21 protein-coding genes and 1 pseudogene are annotated in these 16,373 nt (G+C 71.9%); 14 read left to right on the forward strand and 8 right to left on the reverse strand.

Annotation, left to right across the window (positions count from 1 at the left end):
- The first annotated feature begins 22 nt into the window (after window positions 1–22).
- From ligD to H4687_RS37040, 11 genes are all read left to right on the forward strand, one after another.
- Window positions 23–949, forward strand: coding sequence for a non-homologous end-joining DNA ligase (ligD, locus tag H4687_RS36990; protein ID WP_046916995.1), 927 nt, complete (start codon window positions 23–25; stop codon window positions 947–949).
- 81 nt (window positions 950–1,030) lie between these two features.
- The gene (locus tag H4687_RS36995; RefSeq protein ID WP_046917002.1) at window positions 1,031–1,414 is read left to right on the forward strand and encodes a gas vesicle protein GvpO; all 384 of its coding nucleotides are present in this window, start codon (window positions 1,031–1,033) and stop codon (window positions 1,412–1,414) included.
- 105 nt (window positions 1,415–1,519) lie between these two features.
- Window positions 1,520–1,945 carry a gas vesicle structural protein GvpA gene (locus H4687_RS37000; protein WP_045556590.1) on the forward strand — a complete coding sequence of 142 codons (426 nt, stop codon included), beginning with the start codon at window positions 1,520–1,522 and terminating at the stop codon, window positions 1,943–1,945.
- Window positions 1,942–2,691: a GvpL/GvpF family gas vesicle protein gene (locus H4687_RS37005; RefSeq protein ID WP_046916996.1), complete on the forward strand. Its 750-nt coding sequence runs from the start codon at window positions 1,942–1,944 to the stop codon at window positions 2,689–2,691. Before H4687_RS37000 ends, H4687_RS37005 begins: the two co-directional genes overlap by 4 nt.
- 68 nt (window positions 2,692–2,759) lie before the next feature.
- Window positions 2,760–3,023: a gas vesicle protein GvpG gene (locus H4687_RS37010; RefSeq protein ID WP_005482365.1), complete on the forward strand. Its 264-nt coding sequence runs from the start codon at window positions 2,760–2,762 to the stop codon at window positions 3,021–3,023.
- Window positions 3,020–3,682, forward strand: a complete 663-nt coding sequence (locus H4687_RS37015; protein ID WP_046916997.1) for a hypothetical protein — start codon at window positions 3,020–3,022, stop codon at window positions 3,680–3,682. The genes H4687_RS37010 and H4687_RS37015 overlap by 4 nt, the downstream gene beginning before the upstream one ends.
- The gene (locus H4687_RS37020; RefSeq protein WP_046916998.1) at window positions 3,675–4,871 is read left to right on the forward strand and encodes an SRPBCC family protein; all 1,197 of its coding nucleotides are present in this window, start codon (window positions 3,675–3,677) and stop codon (window positions 4,869–4,871) included. The genes H4687_RS37015 and H4687_RS37020 overlap by 8 nt, the downstream gene beginning before the upstream one ends.
- Window positions 4,868–5,236: a gas vesicle protein gene (locus H4687_RS37025; protein ID WP_005482368.1), complete on the forward strand. Its 369-nt coding sequence runs from the start codon at window positions 4,868–4,870 to the stop codon at window positions 5,234–5,236. The genes H4687_RS37020 and H4687_RS37025 overlap by 4 nt, the downstream gene beginning before the upstream one ends.
- Window positions 5,233–6,009, forward strand: coding sequence for a GvpL/GvpF family gas vesicle protein (locus tag H4687_RS37030; protein ID WP_046916999.1), 777 nt, complete (start codon window positions 5,233–5,235; stop codon window positions 6,007–6,009). The genes H4687_RS37025 and H4687_RS37030 overlap by 4 nt, the downstream gene beginning before the upstream one ends.
- Window positions 6,006–6,194: a gas vesicle protein gene (locus H4687_RS37035; protein ID WP_005482370.1), complete on the forward strand. Its 189-nt coding sequence runs from the start codon at window positions 6,006–6,008 to the stop codon at window positions 6,192–6,194. Before H4687_RS37030 ends, H4687_RS37035 begins: the two co-directional genes overlap by 4 nt.
- Window positions 6,191–6,472 (forward strand): gas vesicle protein K, encoded by a 282-nt coding sequence (locus tag H4687_RS37040; protein WP_005482371.1) that lies wholly within the window; start codon window positions 6,191–6,193, stop codon window positions 6,470–6,472. The genes H4687_RS37035 and H4687_RS37040 overlap by 4 nt, the downstream gene beginning before the upstream one ends.
- A gap of 28 nt (window positions 6,473–6,500) precedes the next feature.
- Here H4687_RS37040 and H4687_RS37045 read toward each other — a convergent pair whose 3' ends face one another.
- The 3 genes from H4687_RS37045 to H4687_RS37055 form a co-directional block, all read right to left on the reverse strand.
- The gene (locus H4687_RS37045) at window positions 6,501–6,671 is read right to left on the reverse strand and encodes a hypothetical protein (protein ID WP_005482372.1); all 171 of its coding nucleotides are present in this window, start codon (window positions 6,669–6,671) and stop codon (window positions 6,501–6,503) included.
- Between the two features lie 43 nt (window positions 6,672–6,714).
- Complete coding sequence (locus H4687_RS37050; RefSeq protein ID WP_046917000.1) at window positions 6,715–7,536, reverse strand: class I SAM-dependent methyltransferase; 822 nt, start codon at window positions 7,534–7,536, stop codon at window positions 6,715–6,717.
- A gap of 112 nt (window positions 7,537–7,648) precedes the next feature.
- Window positions 7,649–9,142 carry a bifunctional phosphatase PAP2/diacylglycerol kinase family protein gene (locus tag H4687_RS37055; RefSeq protein WP_046917001.1) on the reverse strand — a complete coding sequence of 498 codons (1,494 nt, stop codon included), beginning with the start codon at window positions 9,140–9,142 and terminating at the stop codon, window positions 7,649–7,651.
- A gap of 163 nt (window positions 9,143–9,305) precedes the next feature.
- On the opposite strand from H4687_RS37055, the gene H4687_RS37060 reads away from it, so the two are divergent.
- The 3 genes from H4687_RS37060 to H4687_RS37070 all read left to right on the forward strand — a co-directional run bounded on the left by H4687_RS37060 (window position 9,306) and on the right by H4687_RS37070 (window position 11,947).
- Entirely contained in the window at window positions 9,306–10,925 is a 1,620-nt protein-coding gene (locus H4687_RS37060; protein WP_005482376.1) for an ABC-F family ATP-binding cassette domain-containing protein, read from the forward strand.
- 171 nt (window positions 10,926–11,096) lie between these two features.
- On the forward strand, window positions 11,097–11,330 hold the full coding sequence (locus H4687_RS37065; RefSeq protein WP_046916070.1) for a DUF6158 family protein: 234 nt from the start codon (window positions 11,097–11,099) through the stop codon (window positions 11,328–11,330).
- On the forward strand, window positions 11,327–11,947 hold the full coding sequence (locus tag H4687_RS37070) for a TIGR03086 family metal-binding protein (RefSeq protein ID WP_046916069.1): 621 nt from the start codon (window positions 11,327–11,329) through the stop codon (window positions 11,945–11,947). The genes H4687_RS37065 and H4687_RS37070 overlap by 4 nt, the downstream gene beginning before the upstream one ends.
- A 220-nt stretch (window positions 11,948–12,167) precedes the next feature.
- Here H4687_RS37070 and H4687_RS37075 read toward each other — a convergent pair whose 3' ends face one another.
- The 5 genes and pseudogenes from H4687_RS37075 to H4687_RS37090 all read right to left on the reverse strand — a co-directional run bounded on the left by H4687_RS37075 (window position 12,168) and on the right by H4687_RS37090 (window position 16,320).
- Window positions 12,168–14,273 (reverse strand): catalase, encoded by a 2,106-nt coding sequence (locus H4687_RS37075; RefSeq protein WP_046916068.1) that lies wholly within the window; start codon window positions 14,271–14,273, stop codon window positions 12,168–12,170.
- The gene (locus H4687_RS37080; protein ID WP_046916067.1) at window positions 14,270–14,815 is read right to left on the reverse strand and encodes a type 1 glutamine amidotransferase domain-containing protein; all 546 of its coding nucleotides are present in this window, start codon (window positions 14,813–14,815) and stop codon (window positions 14,270–14,272) included. The genes H4687_RS37075 and H4687_RS37080 overlap by 4 nt, the downstream gene beginning before the upstream one ends.
- 69 nt (window positions 14,816–14,884) lie before the next feature.
- Entirely contained in the window at window positions 14,885–15,154 is a 270-nt protein-coding gene (locus H4687_RS48750; RefSeq protein ID WP_410176988.1) for an Orn/Lys/Arg family decarboxylase, read from the reverse strand.
- A 90-nt stretch (window positions 15,155–15,244) separates the two neighbouring features.
- Window positions 15,245–15,787: pseudogene (locus tag H4687_RS48755) on the reverse strand (ornithine decarboxylase); the annotation flags it as partial.
- A gap of 92 nt (window positions 15,788–15,879) precedes the next feature.
- Window positions 15,880–16,320, reverse strand: a complete 441-nt coding sequence (locus tag H4687_RS37090) for a CBS domain-containing protein (RefSeq protein WP_046916065.1) — start codon at window positions 16,318–16,320, stop codon at window positions 15,880–15,882.
- Between the last annotated feature and the right edge of the window lie 53 nt (window positions 16,321–16,373).

Genomic DNA, 16,373 nt, shown 5'->3' on the forward strand with positions numbered 1-16,373 from the left:
TGTCCACAGAAGGGAGTCGGTGATGGGGGACACGCACCCGATGCGGGTCGGCCGCCGGACCGTCGAGATCCACCGGCCGGACAAAGTGCTGTTCCCCGCCGACGCGGACGGCGGCGGCAAGGAGTACACCAAGGGCGATCTCGTCGCCTACCACCGGGCCGTCGCCCCCTTCATGCTGCCCCATCTGCGCGGGCGCCCGCTGATGCTGGAACGGCACCCCGACGGCGTCGACGGGCCCATGTTCATGCAGAAGAACACCCCCGAGCACTACCCGGACTGGATCGAGCGCGTCGAGGTGCCCAAGGAGGGCGGCACGGTCGTCCACCCCGTGTGCGAGGACGCGGCCACCCTCGTCTACCTCGCCGACCAGGCCTGTCTCACCCTGCACCGCTGGCTCTCCCGGACCGGCGGCATCGACCGGCCCGACCGGCTGGTCTTCGACCTCGACCCGGCGGTGGACGACTTCGCCGAGGTCCGGGACGCGGCCGGACGGGTACGTGAGTTGCTGGACGAGCTGGGACTGCCGTCCGTGCCGATGACCACCGGCTCCAAGGGCCTGCACGTCGTCGTACCGGTGAACGGGCACGACGACTTCGACGAGGTCCGCGCCTTCGCCGCGGAGGTCGCCGGAGAACTGGTCCGCGCCCACCCCGAGCGGCTCACCACCGAGGCCCGCAAGAAGGACCGCGGCGACCGGCTCTACCTCGACATCCAGCGCAACGCCTACGCCCAGACCGCCGTCGCCCCCTACTCCGTCCGCGCCCGGCCCGGCGCGCCCGTGGCCACCCCCCTGACCTGGGAACAGCTCGACGACCCCGCGGTCGACGCCCGCCGCTGGACCCTCGCGGACGCCGTCGAGCAGGCCCGCACCAACCCCTGGGCGGGGGCGATGAGCAGGGGCCGGGCGCTGGGGCCGGCCCGGCGGCGGCTCGCGGCGCGGCGCCGCTGAGACCGGCGGCGAGGGCGCGCGCGCGCCACCCGGGAAATGTTTGGCCAACGGACGCGGGGCCACTCGGTGTTCGAGGTGGCCATGTCGAACACATCCAACACATCCAACACATCGAAGACACAGAGTTCACGGAAGTCCCGAGAACCGGACGAACCGGACGAGGTGCAGGAGTCGGAGGAGGCGCAGGAGCCGGCGGACGACCGGCCCAGCCCCATGCAGGTGCTGCGTCATGCGCGGACCCAGCTCGCGGAGCTGACCGGCATGGCGCCCGAGTCCGTGTCCTCGTTCGAGCAGACCGAGGGCGGCTGGACGCTGGAGGTCGAGGTCCTGGAGATCGCCAGGGTCCCCGACACGATGAGCCTGCTCGCGAGCTATCGCGTGGAGCTGGACCCCCGGGGCGAGCTCACCGGCTACCGGCGCGTCCGCCGCTACGAACGCGGCAGGGCCGACCCGCATCGCCGGTAGGCCCTCGTCGCGCCCGGGCAGTCCGCGCCCGGGACCCACCGTCCGTGGACGAGATCCACACAGACATTCACAGACACGTTCCACATTCGAGGAGGATCGGCCGGCATGACCGTAGTACCGGCACAGCAGTCCGGCGGCGGAGGCGGCAGCAGCGGCCTGTACGACGTCCTGGAACTCATTCTCGACAGGGGGCTCGTCATCGACGCCTTCATACGAGTCTCCCTGGTGGGCATCGAGATCCTGAAGATCGACGTCCGGGTCGTCGTCGCCAGCGTCGACACCTATCTGCGCTTCGCAGAGGCGTGCAACCGGCTCGACCTGGAGGCCGGGCCGCGCAAGAACCCCGGCCTGCCGGATCTCGTCGGTGAGATGACCGAGTCCGGCGCGCGCGGCAAGTCCAAGGGGGCGCTGTCCGGCGCCGCCGAGACGATCTCCGACGCGTTCAAGCAGTCCCGCGAGGAGAGCCAGTCCGAGTCGCGCCCGCGGGCCCGCAGGACCACGAGCTCGCGCAAGAAGGAGGAACAGGAGTGAGCACGTACGTCTACGGCATCACCGCCGGCTCACATCCCGCCCTCCCCGAGGGCATGGGCGGCGTGGGCGACCCCGCGCGCCCGGTGCGCATCCTCAAGGAGGGCGAGCTGGCGGCGATCGTCAGCGAGGCCCCCGAGGGGCTGCGCCCCAAGCGCAAGGACCTGCTCGCCCACCAGAACGTCCTGAGCGAGGCGGGCGCGGGCGGTTCCCTGCTGCCCATGCGCTTCGGGAGCGTCGCGCCGGACGACGCGTCCGTCACCGCGGTGCTCGCCGAACGTGCGAAGCACTACCTGGAGCGGCTCGGCGCCCTCGACGGCAAGGTCGAGTACAACGTGAAGGCCAGCCACGACGAAGAGGCCGTGCTGCACCGCGTGATGGGGGAGAACCCCGAGCTGCGCGCCATGACCGAGGCCAACCGGCAGGCGGGCGGCGGCACCTACGAGGACCGGCTGCGGCTCGGCGAGATGGTCGTCGCCGCGGTGCAGGCCCGTGAGGCGGAGGACGCGGCGGAGCTGCGGCGGACGCTGGAGCCGGCCGCGGCGGACGTCAGCGCGGGCCCCGACTCCACCGGCTGGCTGGCCAATCTGTCGTTCCTCGTGGACCGGGAGTCGTCCGCGGCGTTCGTCGACGCCGTGGAGGAGGTCCGCAAGAGCCATCCGCATCTGGAGGTGCGGGTGAACGGGCCGCTGCCGCCGTACAGCTTCGTCGAACCGGGGCCCGCGCAACCCGCGGAGACCACGCACTGACAGCGCGTTCCGCATACGTCCACGGCGCGCCGCAAGGCACGGCGTTCCCAGGCCGAGGAGGCGAGTACATGGGACTGATCACCGAGGTGCTGCTGCTGCCGTTCGCACCGGTACGCGGCAGCCTCTGGACGGTGCGACAGGTGCTCACCGAGGCCGAGCGCCAGTATTACGACCCGGCGGCCGTCCGAGCCGATCTCGCCCGCCTCGAGCAGCGGCTGGAGGCGGGCGAGATCGACGAGGAGGAGTTCGACCGTCTGGAGGACGAACTGCTGGACCGGCTGGAGATCAGCACCCAGAGAAGCACAGGAACCGGCAACGGGACGACACAATGAATCGAATCGGGCTTGGCCTCGCCGTAGGGGCCGGATACGTCCTCGGACGTACGAAGAAGATGAAACTCGCGTTCGCGGTCGGCACCATGGTGGCCGGCAAGCGGATGCAGCTGAGCCCGCGGGCGCTCGCGGACCTGGTCTCGCAGCAACTGCAGAACAACCCGCAGTTCAAGGAGATAGGCGACCAGCTCCGCGGGGACCTGCGCGGTGTCGGCAAGGCGGCCACCGGGGCGCTGGTCGAGCGGCAGATCGAGGGGCTCGCCAGCCGGCTGCACGGACGCACCTCGCAGGTGCGCGACCAGCTCGCGGGCGTGGCGCCGGATCTGCCGGGACGCGGCGGGAAGGACGACGACGCGTACGAGGAGGACGAGGACGAGTTCTCCGACGACGAGCGCGCCGACGCGCGTGACGAGGACGCGGAGGAACCGCAGGACGAGCCCTCGCGGAGGCGCCCGGCGAAGAAGACCTCGCCCCGGGCTGAGGGCAAGCCGGCCGCGAAGAAGGCGGCCCCCGCGAAGAAGACCGCCGCTCCCGCGCGCAAGACCGCGAGCAAGAGGGCGGCGGCGAAGAAGTCCGCCCCCGGCAAGGCCCCGGCCAAGAAGACCGCGCGCAGGGCCACCGGGTCGCGGGCGACGAAGGGAGGCGGCGACGATGACTGAGACCCTCGGAGCATCGAACGGCCGCGCGACGGACCGGGTGAAGGACGCCACGAAGAGCAATCCGCTCAGCGAGGTGGTGCACGGCGAGGCCGTCGACCGCCTCAAGGAGGAGGCCCGGGAGTACCTGGCCGCCCAGGCCCAGCGGATCCTGGTCGGCGCCGGGCGCAAACTCGGCGAGACCACCGGCAAGCTCAACGACATCGCCGAGGGCAACAGCCCCGGCTTCGCCCAGCTCGCCCTCGACGGCGGCCGCAAGCTCGCCGAGGGCAAGGGGCCACTGCGCACCGCCCTGGAGGTGGGCGCGGGCCGCGCCAAGGACAACGTGCTCGGCGCGCTGAAGAACCTCGGCGGCGGCAAGGGCAAGCGCAAGGGCGGCTCGGGCAACAAGCCCACGGTGATCATCGAGTCCATCGACGTCGGGGTGCCGGTGCGCACCGCGTACGACCAGTGGACCCAGTTCCAGAGCTTCAGCACCTTCGCCAAGGGTGTGAAGAGTGCGAGCCAGGCCGACGAGACGCACTCCGACTGGCAGATGAAGATCTTCTGGTCCAGCCGGAGCTGGAAGGCCCACACCACCGAACAGGTGCCCGACCAGCGGATCACCTGGACGTCGGAGGGCGCCAAGGGCACCACGAAGGGCGCCGTCACCTTCCACTCGCTGGGGGACAACCTCACCCGGGTGCTGCTGGTCCTGGAGTACTACCCGAAGGGTCTCTTCGAGAAGACCGGCAACATCTGGCGCGCCCAGGGCCGCCGGGCCCGGCTCGACCTCAAGAACTTCGCCCGCTTCATCACCCTCCGTGGTGAGGCCGAGGACGGCTGGCGCGGCGAGATCCGCGACGGCGAGGTCACCGTCAGTCACGAGGACGCCCTCGCGGAGGAGGAGCGGGACCAGCAGGACGACGAGGGGCCGGAGGACGAGTACGCGGACGACGAGCCGGAGCCGGACGAGGACGAGCCCCGCGACCTCGACGAGACGGACGAGGTCGACGAGCCGGACGAGACCGACGAGACCGCGGAGTACGACGAGGAGGACGACGAGGGCGAGCCGGAGGACGCGGACGAGGTCCCCGAGGACGAGTACGAGGACGTTCCCGAGGCGGAGGACGACGCCGAGGAGGACATCGAGGAGGAACCGTACGAGGATGAGGTCGAGGAACCGGCCCCCGCGGGCAGGGGCCGTCGATGACGTTCCCGAGCCGGGTACCGGAGCCGTACGGTCAGAGCGGCGCGAGCGCCAATCTGGCCGACATCCTGGAGCGTGTACTCGACAAAGGTGTGGTGATCGCGGGTGACATCCGCATCAACCTGCTCGACATCGAACTGCTCACCATCAAGCTGCGCCTGATCGTCGCCTCCGTCGACAAGGCCAAGGAGATGGGGATCGACTGGTGGGAGTCCGACCCGGCGCTGTCGTCCAACGCCCGCCGCGACGAACTCTCCCGAGAGAACGCCGAGTTGCGCGCCCGGCTCGCGGAGCTGGACGAGGGCGGGTACCGGCGGGAGCCGGAGCCGGCCGTCGAGCGCGGCCGCGCCAGAGAGGAGCCCACATGACCGGTCTGCGGTACGTGTACGCCGTCTGCCGCCCCTTCGACGCGGCGCTCCAGTCCCAGCTCACCGGGGTCGCGGGCGCGCCGCCCCGGCAACTGCGCCACCGCGACCTGATCGCCGTCGTCAGCGAGGTGCCCGAGAGCGATTTCGCGGAGCAGCCGCTGCGCGCCCATCTGGAGGACCTGGACTGGCTGACCGAGACCGCCCGTGCGCACCAGAGCGTGATCGACGCCCTCACGGTCGTCACCACGCCCCTGCCGCTCCGGCTCGGCACCGTCTTCCGCGACGACAGCGGCGTCCGGGTCATGCTGGAGGCCCGCGAGGCGGGCTTCCGGCGGACCCTGGACCGGCTGGCGGGCCGCGTGGAGTGGGGCGTGAAGGTGTACGCGGAGTCCGAGGAGCAGGAGCGGCCCCAGGAGCCCGCGAAGGTCTCCAGCGGGCGCGACTATCTGCGGCAGCGGCGGCGCAGTCACCGGGCCCACGAGGAGATGTGGGAGAACGCCGACCGGTTCGCGCGCGCCCTGCACGGCACCCTCTCGGCCTTCGCCGAGGACACCCGGCTGCACGCCCCGCAGAATTCCGCGCTCTCCGGCGCTCCGGGACGCAATGTGCTGAACGCGGCCTATCTGGTGCCGCGCGCCCATTCCGAGGAGTTCGTGGAACTCGTGGACCGCACGAAGGGCGAGGAACCGGGACTGCGGGTGGAACTCACCGGGCCGTGGGCGGCCTATTCCTTCAGCGGAGAGAGCGCGGAGAACCCGGAGGACACCCCGTGACCGTGATCGAACGCCGTGAGGTGGCCCTGGTGGACCTCCTCGACCGGCTGCTCGCCGGCGGGGTCGTGATCACCGGCGACCTCACTCTGCGCATCGCGGACGTCGATCTCGTCCGCATCGACCTGAACGCACTGATCAGCTCCGTGAACGAGCAGGTTCCCTCACCCTGGGGAGGCATCGAGTGACCGGCCGCAACCGCGTCGAACTGGAGCCCGACACGGTGGAGAGGGACCTGGTCAAGCTGGTCCTGACCGTCGTCGAACTGCTCCGTCAGCTCATGGAGCGGCAGGCGCTGCGCCGCTTCGACACCGGGGAGCTGTCGGAGGACCAGGAGGAGCGGATCGGGCTCACGCTGATGCTGCTCGACGACCGGATGACCGAGCTGCGCGAGCGCTACGGTCTGCGGCCCGAGGACCTCAATCTGGACCTCGGGCCGCTCGGACCGTTGCTCCCGCGGGAATGAACGGAGCGTCGCCCCCGCGGGGATGAAATCACCACCTGTACCAGCGTCCCCTTCCTCCGGAGGCGGACGTGCCGCGCACCAGGAATCCGAGGAGCCACAGCACCAGAACGACCAGTGCGACGTACCAGAGAACCTCGACCGCGAATCCGGCGCCGAAAAGAATCAGCACCAGAAGCAGTACCAGCAGGATGGGGACCATTTCGCGAACCTCCTGCTGGTTCGAGTTTCCTGAATGTTGCTTTTCAGGCCGTTTTGCGGCAGAGAATCTCTCCGTGGAGCACGGCGAACCAGCCGTCCTCCCGCCGGCCCCATTCCCGCCAGGCCGATTCGATCGCGCGGAGCCGCTCCCGCGTGGCGTGACCGCCCTCCGTAGCCCGTTCGGCGTACGTGGAGGCGACCGTGCGGTCCGCCCACAGTCCGCTCCACCAGGCCCGCTCGTCCGGCGTGGCGTAGGTCCAGGTGGCGGAGCCGGCCGTGATGTCGGTGAGCCCGGCGCGCAGGGCCCAGGACTTCAGCCGGCGCCCCGCGTCGGGCTCACCGCCGTTGGCCCGGGCCACCCTGCGGTACAGGTCCAGCCAGTCGTCCATGCCGGGGGACGCCGGGAACCAGGTCATCGCCGCGTAGTCGGAGTCACGGACCGCGATCAGGCCGCCCGGCCTGGTCACCCGTCGCATCTCGCGCAGCGCCTGCACCGGATCGCCGACGTGCTGGAGCACCTGGTGGGCGTGGACCACGCAGAAGGTGTCGTCCGGGTAGTCCAGTGCGTGGACGTCCGCCACCGCGAAGTCCACGTTGTCAAGGCCGCGTGCGGCGGCCGTGGCGCGGGCCTGCTCCAGAATCCCGGGGGCGTGATCGACGCCGGTGACCCGCCCTTCAGGGACCAGGGCGGCCAGGTCCGCGGTGATGGTGCCCGGACCGCAGCCGATGTCCAGGATCGTCATGTGGGGCTTCAGCGAACCGAGGAGATAGGCCGCCGAGTTGGCGGCGGTCCGCCAGGTGTGAGAGCGCAGCACCGACTCATGGTGTCCGTGCGTGTAGACGGCGGTCTCCCGTGCCTTCGACATGGCCGTTCCCCTTCCACGAGGTCCGTGAGGTCCACGAGTTCGTGCTCGAACGGTACGCGACCGTGCCGAATATTGAGACCGCCGTCTTGAATTGTGGACGCATCCCGCTGGGTCAGCGCATCGGCACCGGCCGGTAGACCGTCAGCGCCTCCGGCAGCTTCCGGAGCGTCAAATCCCCTTGCGCCTCGGTGACTTCGCCGTCGTACGCGAGCAGGGTGCCCGGCGCGATGCCGTCCACCCGGAGCCTTCGGACGCGGACCGCCGCGTGGGCCGGGGTGCGCGTCAGCGGGCCGGCGAGGGCCGCGGCCAGCAGCCGCAGGGCCGGGCGGCGGCCGCCGTGCACGACCCGGACGTCCAGCAGGCCGTCGGCCAGATCGAAACGCCGGGCCGGCGCGAGGCCCAGCCGGTGGTACGTGCCGTTGCCCGCGAACAGCAGCCAGATCGGGCGCGGCCGGCCCTCGAAGGTGGCCTGGAGCGGATGGCGGTCGGCGCGCAGGACCCGCAGGGCCGCGATCACCCCCGCCGGCCAGCCGCCGACCGCCTTCTCCCAGCGTTCGCGCTCTCGCACCAGCTCGGGGTAGACCCCCAGGCTGAAGGTGTTGACGAAGTGGCCCTCCGTGTCACCGCTCCTGAAGTGTCCGAGGTCCACCCGGACGGCCTCGCCCTGGCGCACCGCGCGGCCCAGGTCCCGCACGTCCTCCACACCCAGGTCGAACGCGAAGTGGTTGAGCGTGCCGCCCGGGAGTACGGCGAGGGGGAGGCCGTGACGCAGGGCCACCTCGGCGGCGGCGTTCACCGTGCCGTCGCCGCCGCACACGCCGAGGACGCGCGCGTGGGCCGCGGCCTTCTCCAACTCGGCCCGCACGTCCTGCGGTTCGCACTCCACGGTCTCGGCGCCGGGCAGCACGTCCCGCAGCACGCGCACCCGGTCCGAGGTCCCCGAGGCCCGGTTGGCGACCACGACCAGGCCGTCCCCGTCAGGCAGCGCGGGCGCGTCCACGTACGGACGGCCGGGCGGCGGGAGCTGGTCGCGGGTCGGCACCATGCCCCGTACGGCGTAGGCGGCGCCCACGCCCAGGGCGGCGCCCACCAGGACGTCGCTCGGGAAGTGCACGCCCGTGTACACGCGGGACAGCGCCACGGCCGTCGCCAGGGGTGCCACCGCCGCGCCCCAGCCGCGCGACTCCAGGGCGACGCCGGCCGCGAAGGCGGCGGCGGAGGCGGAGTGGCCCGACGGGAAGGACGTGGTGATCGGCTGCCGCTTCAGCTGCCGGGTCAGCGGGACGTTGTCCAGCACCGGGCGGGGGCGGCGGACGGTCCGCTTGCCGAGCGTGTTGATCGTCGCCGAGGCGAGTGCGAGCGAGGCCACGCCCCGCACCGCTGCCCGGCGGGCCCTCGGACTCCGGGTCGCCGCGATCGCCGCCGCCGTGGCGAACCACAGCACACCGTGGTTCGCGGCGCGGCTGAGCTTCGGCAGGAGGGGGTGCGCGCCCGGCCAGTCGCGGGTCGCCACCGCGTTGAACAGGCGGCTGTCGGCGGCGAGGAAACGGTCGCGGAGGATGTGGTGGCCCGGGGGGCGGACGGTGAGGTCGACGTCTGGGGTCATGCTCCACGGGTACCCCATGCGTGCGGAAGCGTGTCGGGCGGGGTGGGATCGGCGGCAGGGGGCGAATCCACCGGGGGCAGGTCCGGGCAGGTCGGGGCAGGTCGGGCCGGTGTGCGGGAAATGGATTTGCCCGCTCGTTCCCCCGGCTCGGACAATGCGCCCCATGGGACATCTCGAAGCCGCTCATCTGGAGTACTACCTGCCGGACGGGAGGGCTCTGCTCGGGGACGTGTCCTTTCGGGTGGGGGAGGGGGCCGTCGTCGCGCTCGTCGGGCCCAACGGCGCCGGCAAGACGACCCTGCTGCGGCTGATCTCCGGGGAGCTGAAGCCGCACGGTGGGTCGGTGACCGTGTCCGGGGGGCTCGGGGTGATGCGGCAGTTCGTGGGGTCCGTGCGGGACGAGTCGACCGTGCGCGACCTGCTCGTGTCGGTGTCACAGCCGAGGATCAGGGAGGCCGCGAAGGCGGTCGACGCCGCCGAGCACGGGATCATGACCGTGGACGACGAGGCGGCCCAGATGAAGTACGCGCAGGCCCTGTCCGACTGGGCCGAGGCGCGCGGCTACGAGGCGGAGACGCTGTGGGACATCTGCACCACGGCCGCGCTCGGGGTGCCGTACGAGAAGGCGCAGTGGCGGCAGGTGCGCACGCTCTCCGGCGGTGAGCAGAAGCGGCTCGTGCTGGAGGCGCTCCTGCGCGGCACCGACCAGGTGCTCCTGCTCGACGAGCCCGACAACTACCTCGACGTGCCCGGCAAGCGCTGGCTGGAGGAGCGGCTCGCGGAGACCCGCAAGACCGTGCTCTTCGTGTCGCACGACCGGGAGCTGCTGTCCCGCTCCGCCGAGAAGATCGTGAGCGTGGAGCCGGGACCGGCCGGCGCGGACGCCTGGGTGCACGGCGGCGGGTTCGCCACGTACCACGAGGCGCGGTCGCGGCGTTTCGAGCGTTTCGAGGAGCTGCGCAGGCGCTGGGACGAGAAGCACGCCCAGTTGAAGAAACTGGTGCTGACTCTCCGTCAGATCGCCGAGAACAGCCCGGACATGGCCTCGCGCTACCGGGCGGCCCAGACCCGGCTGCGCAAGTACGAGGAGGCCGGGCCGCCCCCGGAGCCGCCGCGCGAGCAGGACATCACGATGCGGCTCAAGGGCGGGCGCACCGGCGTGCGGGCGGTCACCTGCGAGGCGCTGGAACTGACCGGGCTGATGAAACCCTTCGACCTGGAGGTCTTCTACGGCGAACGGGTCGCCGTCCTCGGCTCCAACGGGTCGGGCAAGTCCCACTTCCTGCGGCTGCTCGCCGGCGGCGACGTGGCCCACACGGGGGTGTGGAGGCTCGGCGCCCGGGTCGTGCCGGGGCACTTCGCGCAGACGCACGCCCATCCGGAGCTGGAGGGGCGGACGCTGCTCGACATCCTGTGGAAGGAGCACGCCCAGGACCGGGGCGCGGCGATGTCCCGGCTGCGCCGGTACGAGCTGACCGGACAGGCCGAGCAGTCCTTCGACCGGCTCTCCGGCGGCCAGCAGGCCCGCTTCCAGATCCTGCTCCTGGAGCTTCAGGGCGTCACCGCTCTCCTCCTCGACGAGCCCACCGACAACCTCGACCTGGAGTCGGCGGAGGCCCTGCAGGAGGGCCTGGAGGCCTTCGAGGGCACCGTCCTGGCGGTCACCCACGACCGCTGGTTCGCTCGTTCGTTCGATCGCTATCTGGTCTTCGGCTCCGACGGCCGCGTACGGGAGACACCGGAACCCGTCTGGGACGAGCGGCGCGTGGAGCGCGCCCGCTAGCCCCCTCGCCCCCTCGCCCCCCCCCGCGCACGAGGGCCCGGGACCCGGGATCTTCGTACAGTGGAGGGAGGAACGCGAGATCCATGGCTCCCTCCCGGACACCCGTCGGGGTAACGCCCGGCGGACGGGTACCCGGACCCCCTGGAGGAAGACGACGATCGGGGTACCACCATGACCGGAGTGCACCCGGACCAGCTGGACGACCAGCAGCTGATGAAGGAGCTGGAGTCGATCCACCGCACGCGTCACGACACGCTCCTGCACGGTTCGACCGAGGCGCTGCGCACCCACAACGAGCGGATGGCGCAACTGGAGGGCGAGTACCTGCGCCGCCACCCGCGCCGGCCGGTCGTCCCGGGCCGCACCCGCGACGGCGCGCGGGATCGGGGACCGGCGGTGCCATGACACCTGACGCGACCGCGCGTGGCGGCGCCGCGACGCCCGACGCGACCGCGCGAGCGCTGCTGGCCCGGCACGCGCAGGCGCAGGACCTGTTCGGCGCGCGCGTCCGCGCCGTGCGCGAGGACCAGTGGGACACGGGTACGCCCTGCGCCGAGCGGTCGGTCCGTGACCTCGTCAACCATCTCGTCTCGGAGCAGCTGTGGGCGCCGTCTCTGGTACGGGACGGCTGCATGATCGAGGAGGTCGGCGACACCTTCGAGGGGGACCTGCTGGGGCCCGACCCGGCGGCCTCCTGGGACACGGCCGCGCGTTCCGCGCGGGAGGCGTTCGCCGCGCCCGGCGCGCTCGACCGTACGGTCCACCTGTCCTACGGGGACACGCCGGCGGTCGCCTACTGCGGGCAGATGGTCGCCGATCTCGTCGTGCACACGTGGGATCTCTCGCGGGCCATCGGGGCCGACGAGCGTCTGCCCGACGCGCTGGTGTCGTTCACCACGGACGAGATCACGCCGTACGCGGGGGAGCTGGAGAAGACCGGGCTGTTCGAGGCCGCGGTGGCACCGCCGGCGGGGGCCGACGCGCAGACCACGCTGCTGTGTCTGCTCGGGCGCAGGCCGTAGGACGTCCCGCCTCGGGCTCGTGCCGTCGCGAGGGAGGGTGCCGCTCGGACTCGTGCCGTCGCGAGGGAGGGGTGCCGCTCGGGCCGTATCGTCGCGAGGGAGGGGTGCCGCTCGGGCGCGTATCGCTGCGAGGGACGGGTCCGCTCGGGCTCGTGTCGTCGCGTCGCGCTCGCGGAGGCCGGGTAGCCCTGTCGGACCGCCCGGCCTCCTTCCGCCGCCCTCAGCAGCGGGCCGGCGGGCGGTCCCAGTGGCGGTGGGCCGCGATCGCCGCCAGGAACTCCCTGGTGAACTCGTCGCCCACCCGGCCCTGGGCCGTGTCCGTCACGACACCCCGGTCCGCCACCACGTGATGGAACTCCGAGGAGAGGCGTACCCCCTCGGGTCGCAGGGCCGCGACGACGCCCACCCCGGAACCGAGCGCGCCGATCGGCTTGCCGTGGCGGTAGGCGTCGCGGACGAAACGCATGGCGTCGGGGTCGGCCGCGGAGGACGGGGTGGCCACGGGGCCGCCGGGAAGCAGCACCGCGTCGTAGAGGACGGACGCCATCGTCGGCAGGGCCCGGTCCACGGTGTACTGCGCGCCGTCCGCGCCGCGCACGGTACCGTCCTCGGCCGCCAGGGCCTCGACGACCGCCCCCTCGGCCGCCAGCGCCTCCCGCACACCGGTCACCTGCTCGGCGTCCACGCCGTCCGCGACCAGGACGGCGATCCGGCGGGTGCGGAGGGAACCGGGGCCGCGCTGGGACTCCAGGCTGAGCGCGGGCGAGGTGAGCTTGTGCGGCGGCGGCTCGGCGTCCGTCGGGGTCGGAACGCCGATGCCCTTGGCCACCTCGGCCGCCAACCGCGGGTCCACCTTGGTCAGTTGCTCCACCGTGCGGGCCCGGACGGTGAGGGCGCCCACCTTGCCGAGTTCGAAGCGGAAGGCCGCCACGATGTGCTCCTGCTCCCAGGGGGCCATGCTGTTCCAGAACAGGGCGGGCTGGCTGTGGTGGTCCTTGAAACTCTCGCTGCGGCGGCGGATCTTGGCGCCGTCGACGCGCTCGGCGTGGTGGCGGTAGGCGTGCGGGTCGCCGCCCGCGTGGGCCGGGCAGCCGCCGCCGAGGGAGTTGGGGTAGTAGTTCGTGCCCCCGTGCACCGCCGACTGGTGGTAGCCGTCACGGTGGTTGGTGCGCACCGGTGCCACCGGGCGGTTCACCGGCAACTGGGAGAAGTTGGGGCCGCCGAGGCGGATCAACTGCGTGTCCAGATAGGAGAAGTTGCGGGCCTGAAGGAGCGGGTCGTTGGTGAAGTCGATGCCCGGGACGACATTGGCGGTGTGGAAGGCCACCTGCTCCGTCTCGGCGAAGAAGTTCTCGGGGTTGCGGTCCAGCACCATACGGCCGATCGGCCGGACCGGCACCTGCTCCTCCGGGATGAGTTTCGTGGCGTCGAGCAGATCGAAGTCGAAGGCGAACTCGTCCTCCTCCGGCACGAGTTGGACCCCAAGCTCCCACTCCGGGTACTCACCGGCCTCGATCGCGTCCCACAGGTCACGGCGGTTGAAGTCCGGGTCCCGGCCCTGGCACTCCTGCGCCTCGTCCCACACCAGCGAGTGCGTGCCCAGCTTCGGCTTCCAGTGGAACTTGACGAACGTGCCGCGCCCGTCGGCGGTCACGAAACGGAACGTGTGCACACCGAAGCCCTGCATCATGCGGTAGCTGCGCGGGATCGCCCGGTCCGACATCAGCCACATGATCGCGTGCAGGGTCTCCGGCTGCAGCGACACGAAGTCCCAGAGGGTGTCGTGGGCGGACGCGCCCGTCGGGATGTCGTTGTGCGGCTCCGGCTTCACCGCGTGCACGAAGTCGGGGAACTTGATGCCGTCCTGGATGAAGAAGACCGGGAAGTTGTTCCCGACCAGGTCGTAATTGCCCTCCGACGTATAGAACTTGGTGGCGAAACCGCGCACGTCCCGCACGGTGTCGGCCGAGCCGCGCGGCCCCTGCACGGTCGAGAACCGTACGAAGACCGGGGTGCGGACCGAGGGGTCCTGGAGGAACGCGGCACGGGTGAACTCCGCGCAGGACTCGTACGGTTCGAAGTACCCGTAGGCGCCCGCGCCCCGGGCGTGGACCACCCGCTCCGGGATCCGCTCGTGGTCGAAGTGGGTGAGCTTCTCCCGGAAGTGGAAGTCCTCCATCAGGGTCGGCCCGCGCTCGCCGACGGTCAGGGAGTCGTCGGTGTGGTCGACGGCCACACCCTGGTCGGTGGTGAGAGGCCCCGACGCCGGGTCGTCCGGGTGGGCGGCCTCGCGCTGCTCCCGCTTGCGGTCCATGGGTGAGGTCATCGGGCGGCCCCCTCGGAGAACACGTCCAGGAACGCCTCGCAGAACGCCTTGAGGTCGTCCGGTTTGCGGCTGGTGACGAGCTTGTTGGGGCCGTGGTCGCAGATCTGCACCTGCTCGTCGACCCAGGTGCCGCCCGCGTTGCGGATGTCCGTCCGCAGGCTCGGCCACGAGGTCAGAACCCGGCCCCGGACCACGTCCGCCTCGATCAGCGTCCACGGCGCGTGGCAGATCGCGGCGACCGGGCGGCCCCGCTCGAAGAACTCCCGGACGAAGGAGACGGCCTGTTCATCCGTGCGCAGGAAGTCCGGATTGGCCACTCCGCCGGGCAGGACCAGAGCGTCGAACGACTCGGCCGGGATCTCGCCCACCACGGCGTCCACCGGGAACGTGTCCGCCTTGTCGAGGTGGTCGAAGCCCTGGACCCGCCCGGACGCCGTCGACACCAGCACGGGCTCGTGCCCGGCGTTCTTCGCCGCCTGCCACGGCTCGGTCAGCTCGATCTGCTCGACACCCTCGGGTGCGGTCAGGAATGCGATACGCATGGCTGCTCGATCTCCTCTCGTCACGTGTGTCCGTCGTTCATGTGTCCGTCGTTCACGTGGGTACGTCGTTCATGTGTGTCCGTGGTTCATGTGCCTCCGTCGTTCATCGGGCCACCACCCGCAGGGTGCGCAGCTGCGGGTCCGAGGGGTCCGGCACGTACATGCCGTGCTCCACCCCGGACGCCAGGTACTCCACGACCGCCCGGTTGATCCGCTCGCCCGGGCAGTCACCGGCACCCCGGGCGGATAGGGACTCGCGGGCTCGGCGGCCACCCGGCCCACCGCCTCCTCCAGCGGTACCTGCTCCACCGGGCCGAAGAACACGTCGCGGGGGAGCATCACCGCCCTCCAGCTCCAGTTCCTCCGGTTCGGGCAGCCGGACGGGCGGAGGCAGCGGCAGCGACTCGCGCCGCTTCACGAGATCCGTGAGGTGGGCGTGACGAGCAGCATGCCCTTCGTGTCGGGTGCCCGCTCGAAGGCCTCGGTGACCTCCTCCGGGCCCGGCGGATGCGACAGACGGTGCTCGGCGTCCCAGCGCGGCCGTACCCACACCGGCTCGATGCCGGTCAGGATCACGCCCGCGATCACCGACTTGTGCGCGTTGCGGGCGACCAGCAGCTTCTCGCCCGGCCCGGCGACCGCCAGCATGGACGCCTTGACCGACAGGGAACTGCCGCAGGTGGAGACGTACGCCCGGTCCGCGTCCACCGCGTCCGCCATCAGCTCCTCGGCCCGCTCCAGGACCCGGCCCGACATCCGCCGGTCGTCCAGCCCGTTCAGGGCGAGCACGTCCGAGGCGAACACATCGGGGCCGAGCGTCAGGGCTACCCGCGCGTCCACTCCCGGGCCGCCCTTGTGGCCGGGCGGCGAGAACGGGTGCCGACCGGAGCGCCGGTAGCGCTCCAGGGCCTCCAGGACGGGGGTGCGGGAGTGGTCGGGTCGTCGGTCCGTGGTCACACTGTCGTCGTCCATGGTCTCCCTGCCCTCGCTGTCCGTCGTGTCGGGCCCCGGGGCGGAGCCCCGAGCCGCCCGCTGGGGCCGGGAACCGGGCTCGGGCCGGCCGTTCAGGTCGGGGTGGAGCCCGGCCGGGTGTCCGGCTCCGCGCGGCTGATGTGGGCGAGTGCCGACTCCGGTTGCCGGGAGACGGCCAGGTCGCCGAGGCTGACCATGCCCACCGGGTGCCCGTCCTCCACGACGGGAAGCCGGCGTATCGCGTGCTCGCGCATCAGCTGCTCGGCGACGGACACCGCCTCGTCCGGGCCGACCACGACCGGGTTCGGGGTGCAGACGGCCTGGGCGCTCACCGTCAGCGGGTCCGCGCCGGCGGCGACCGCGCGCAGGGCGATGTCGCGGTCGGTCAGGACCCCGACGACCTGCCCGTGCGCCGCGACCAGAACGTCCCCGACGTCCTTGGCCCGCATCAGCCGTGCCGCCTCGACGAGCGAGGCGGCCGGGCGGACCGCCACCACCCCTGCCGTCATGACGTCCCTCACGAACTCGGCCATGGGCCCTCCGGGCCTCTCGTCGCTCCGCCCCGACTGCGGGGGCGCACGCACAC

The organism is Streptomyces stelliscabiei, from assembly GCF_014873495.1.
Lineage (GTDB): Bacteria > Actinomycetota > Actinomycetes > Streptomycetales > Streptomycetaceae > Streptomyces > Streptomyces bottropensis.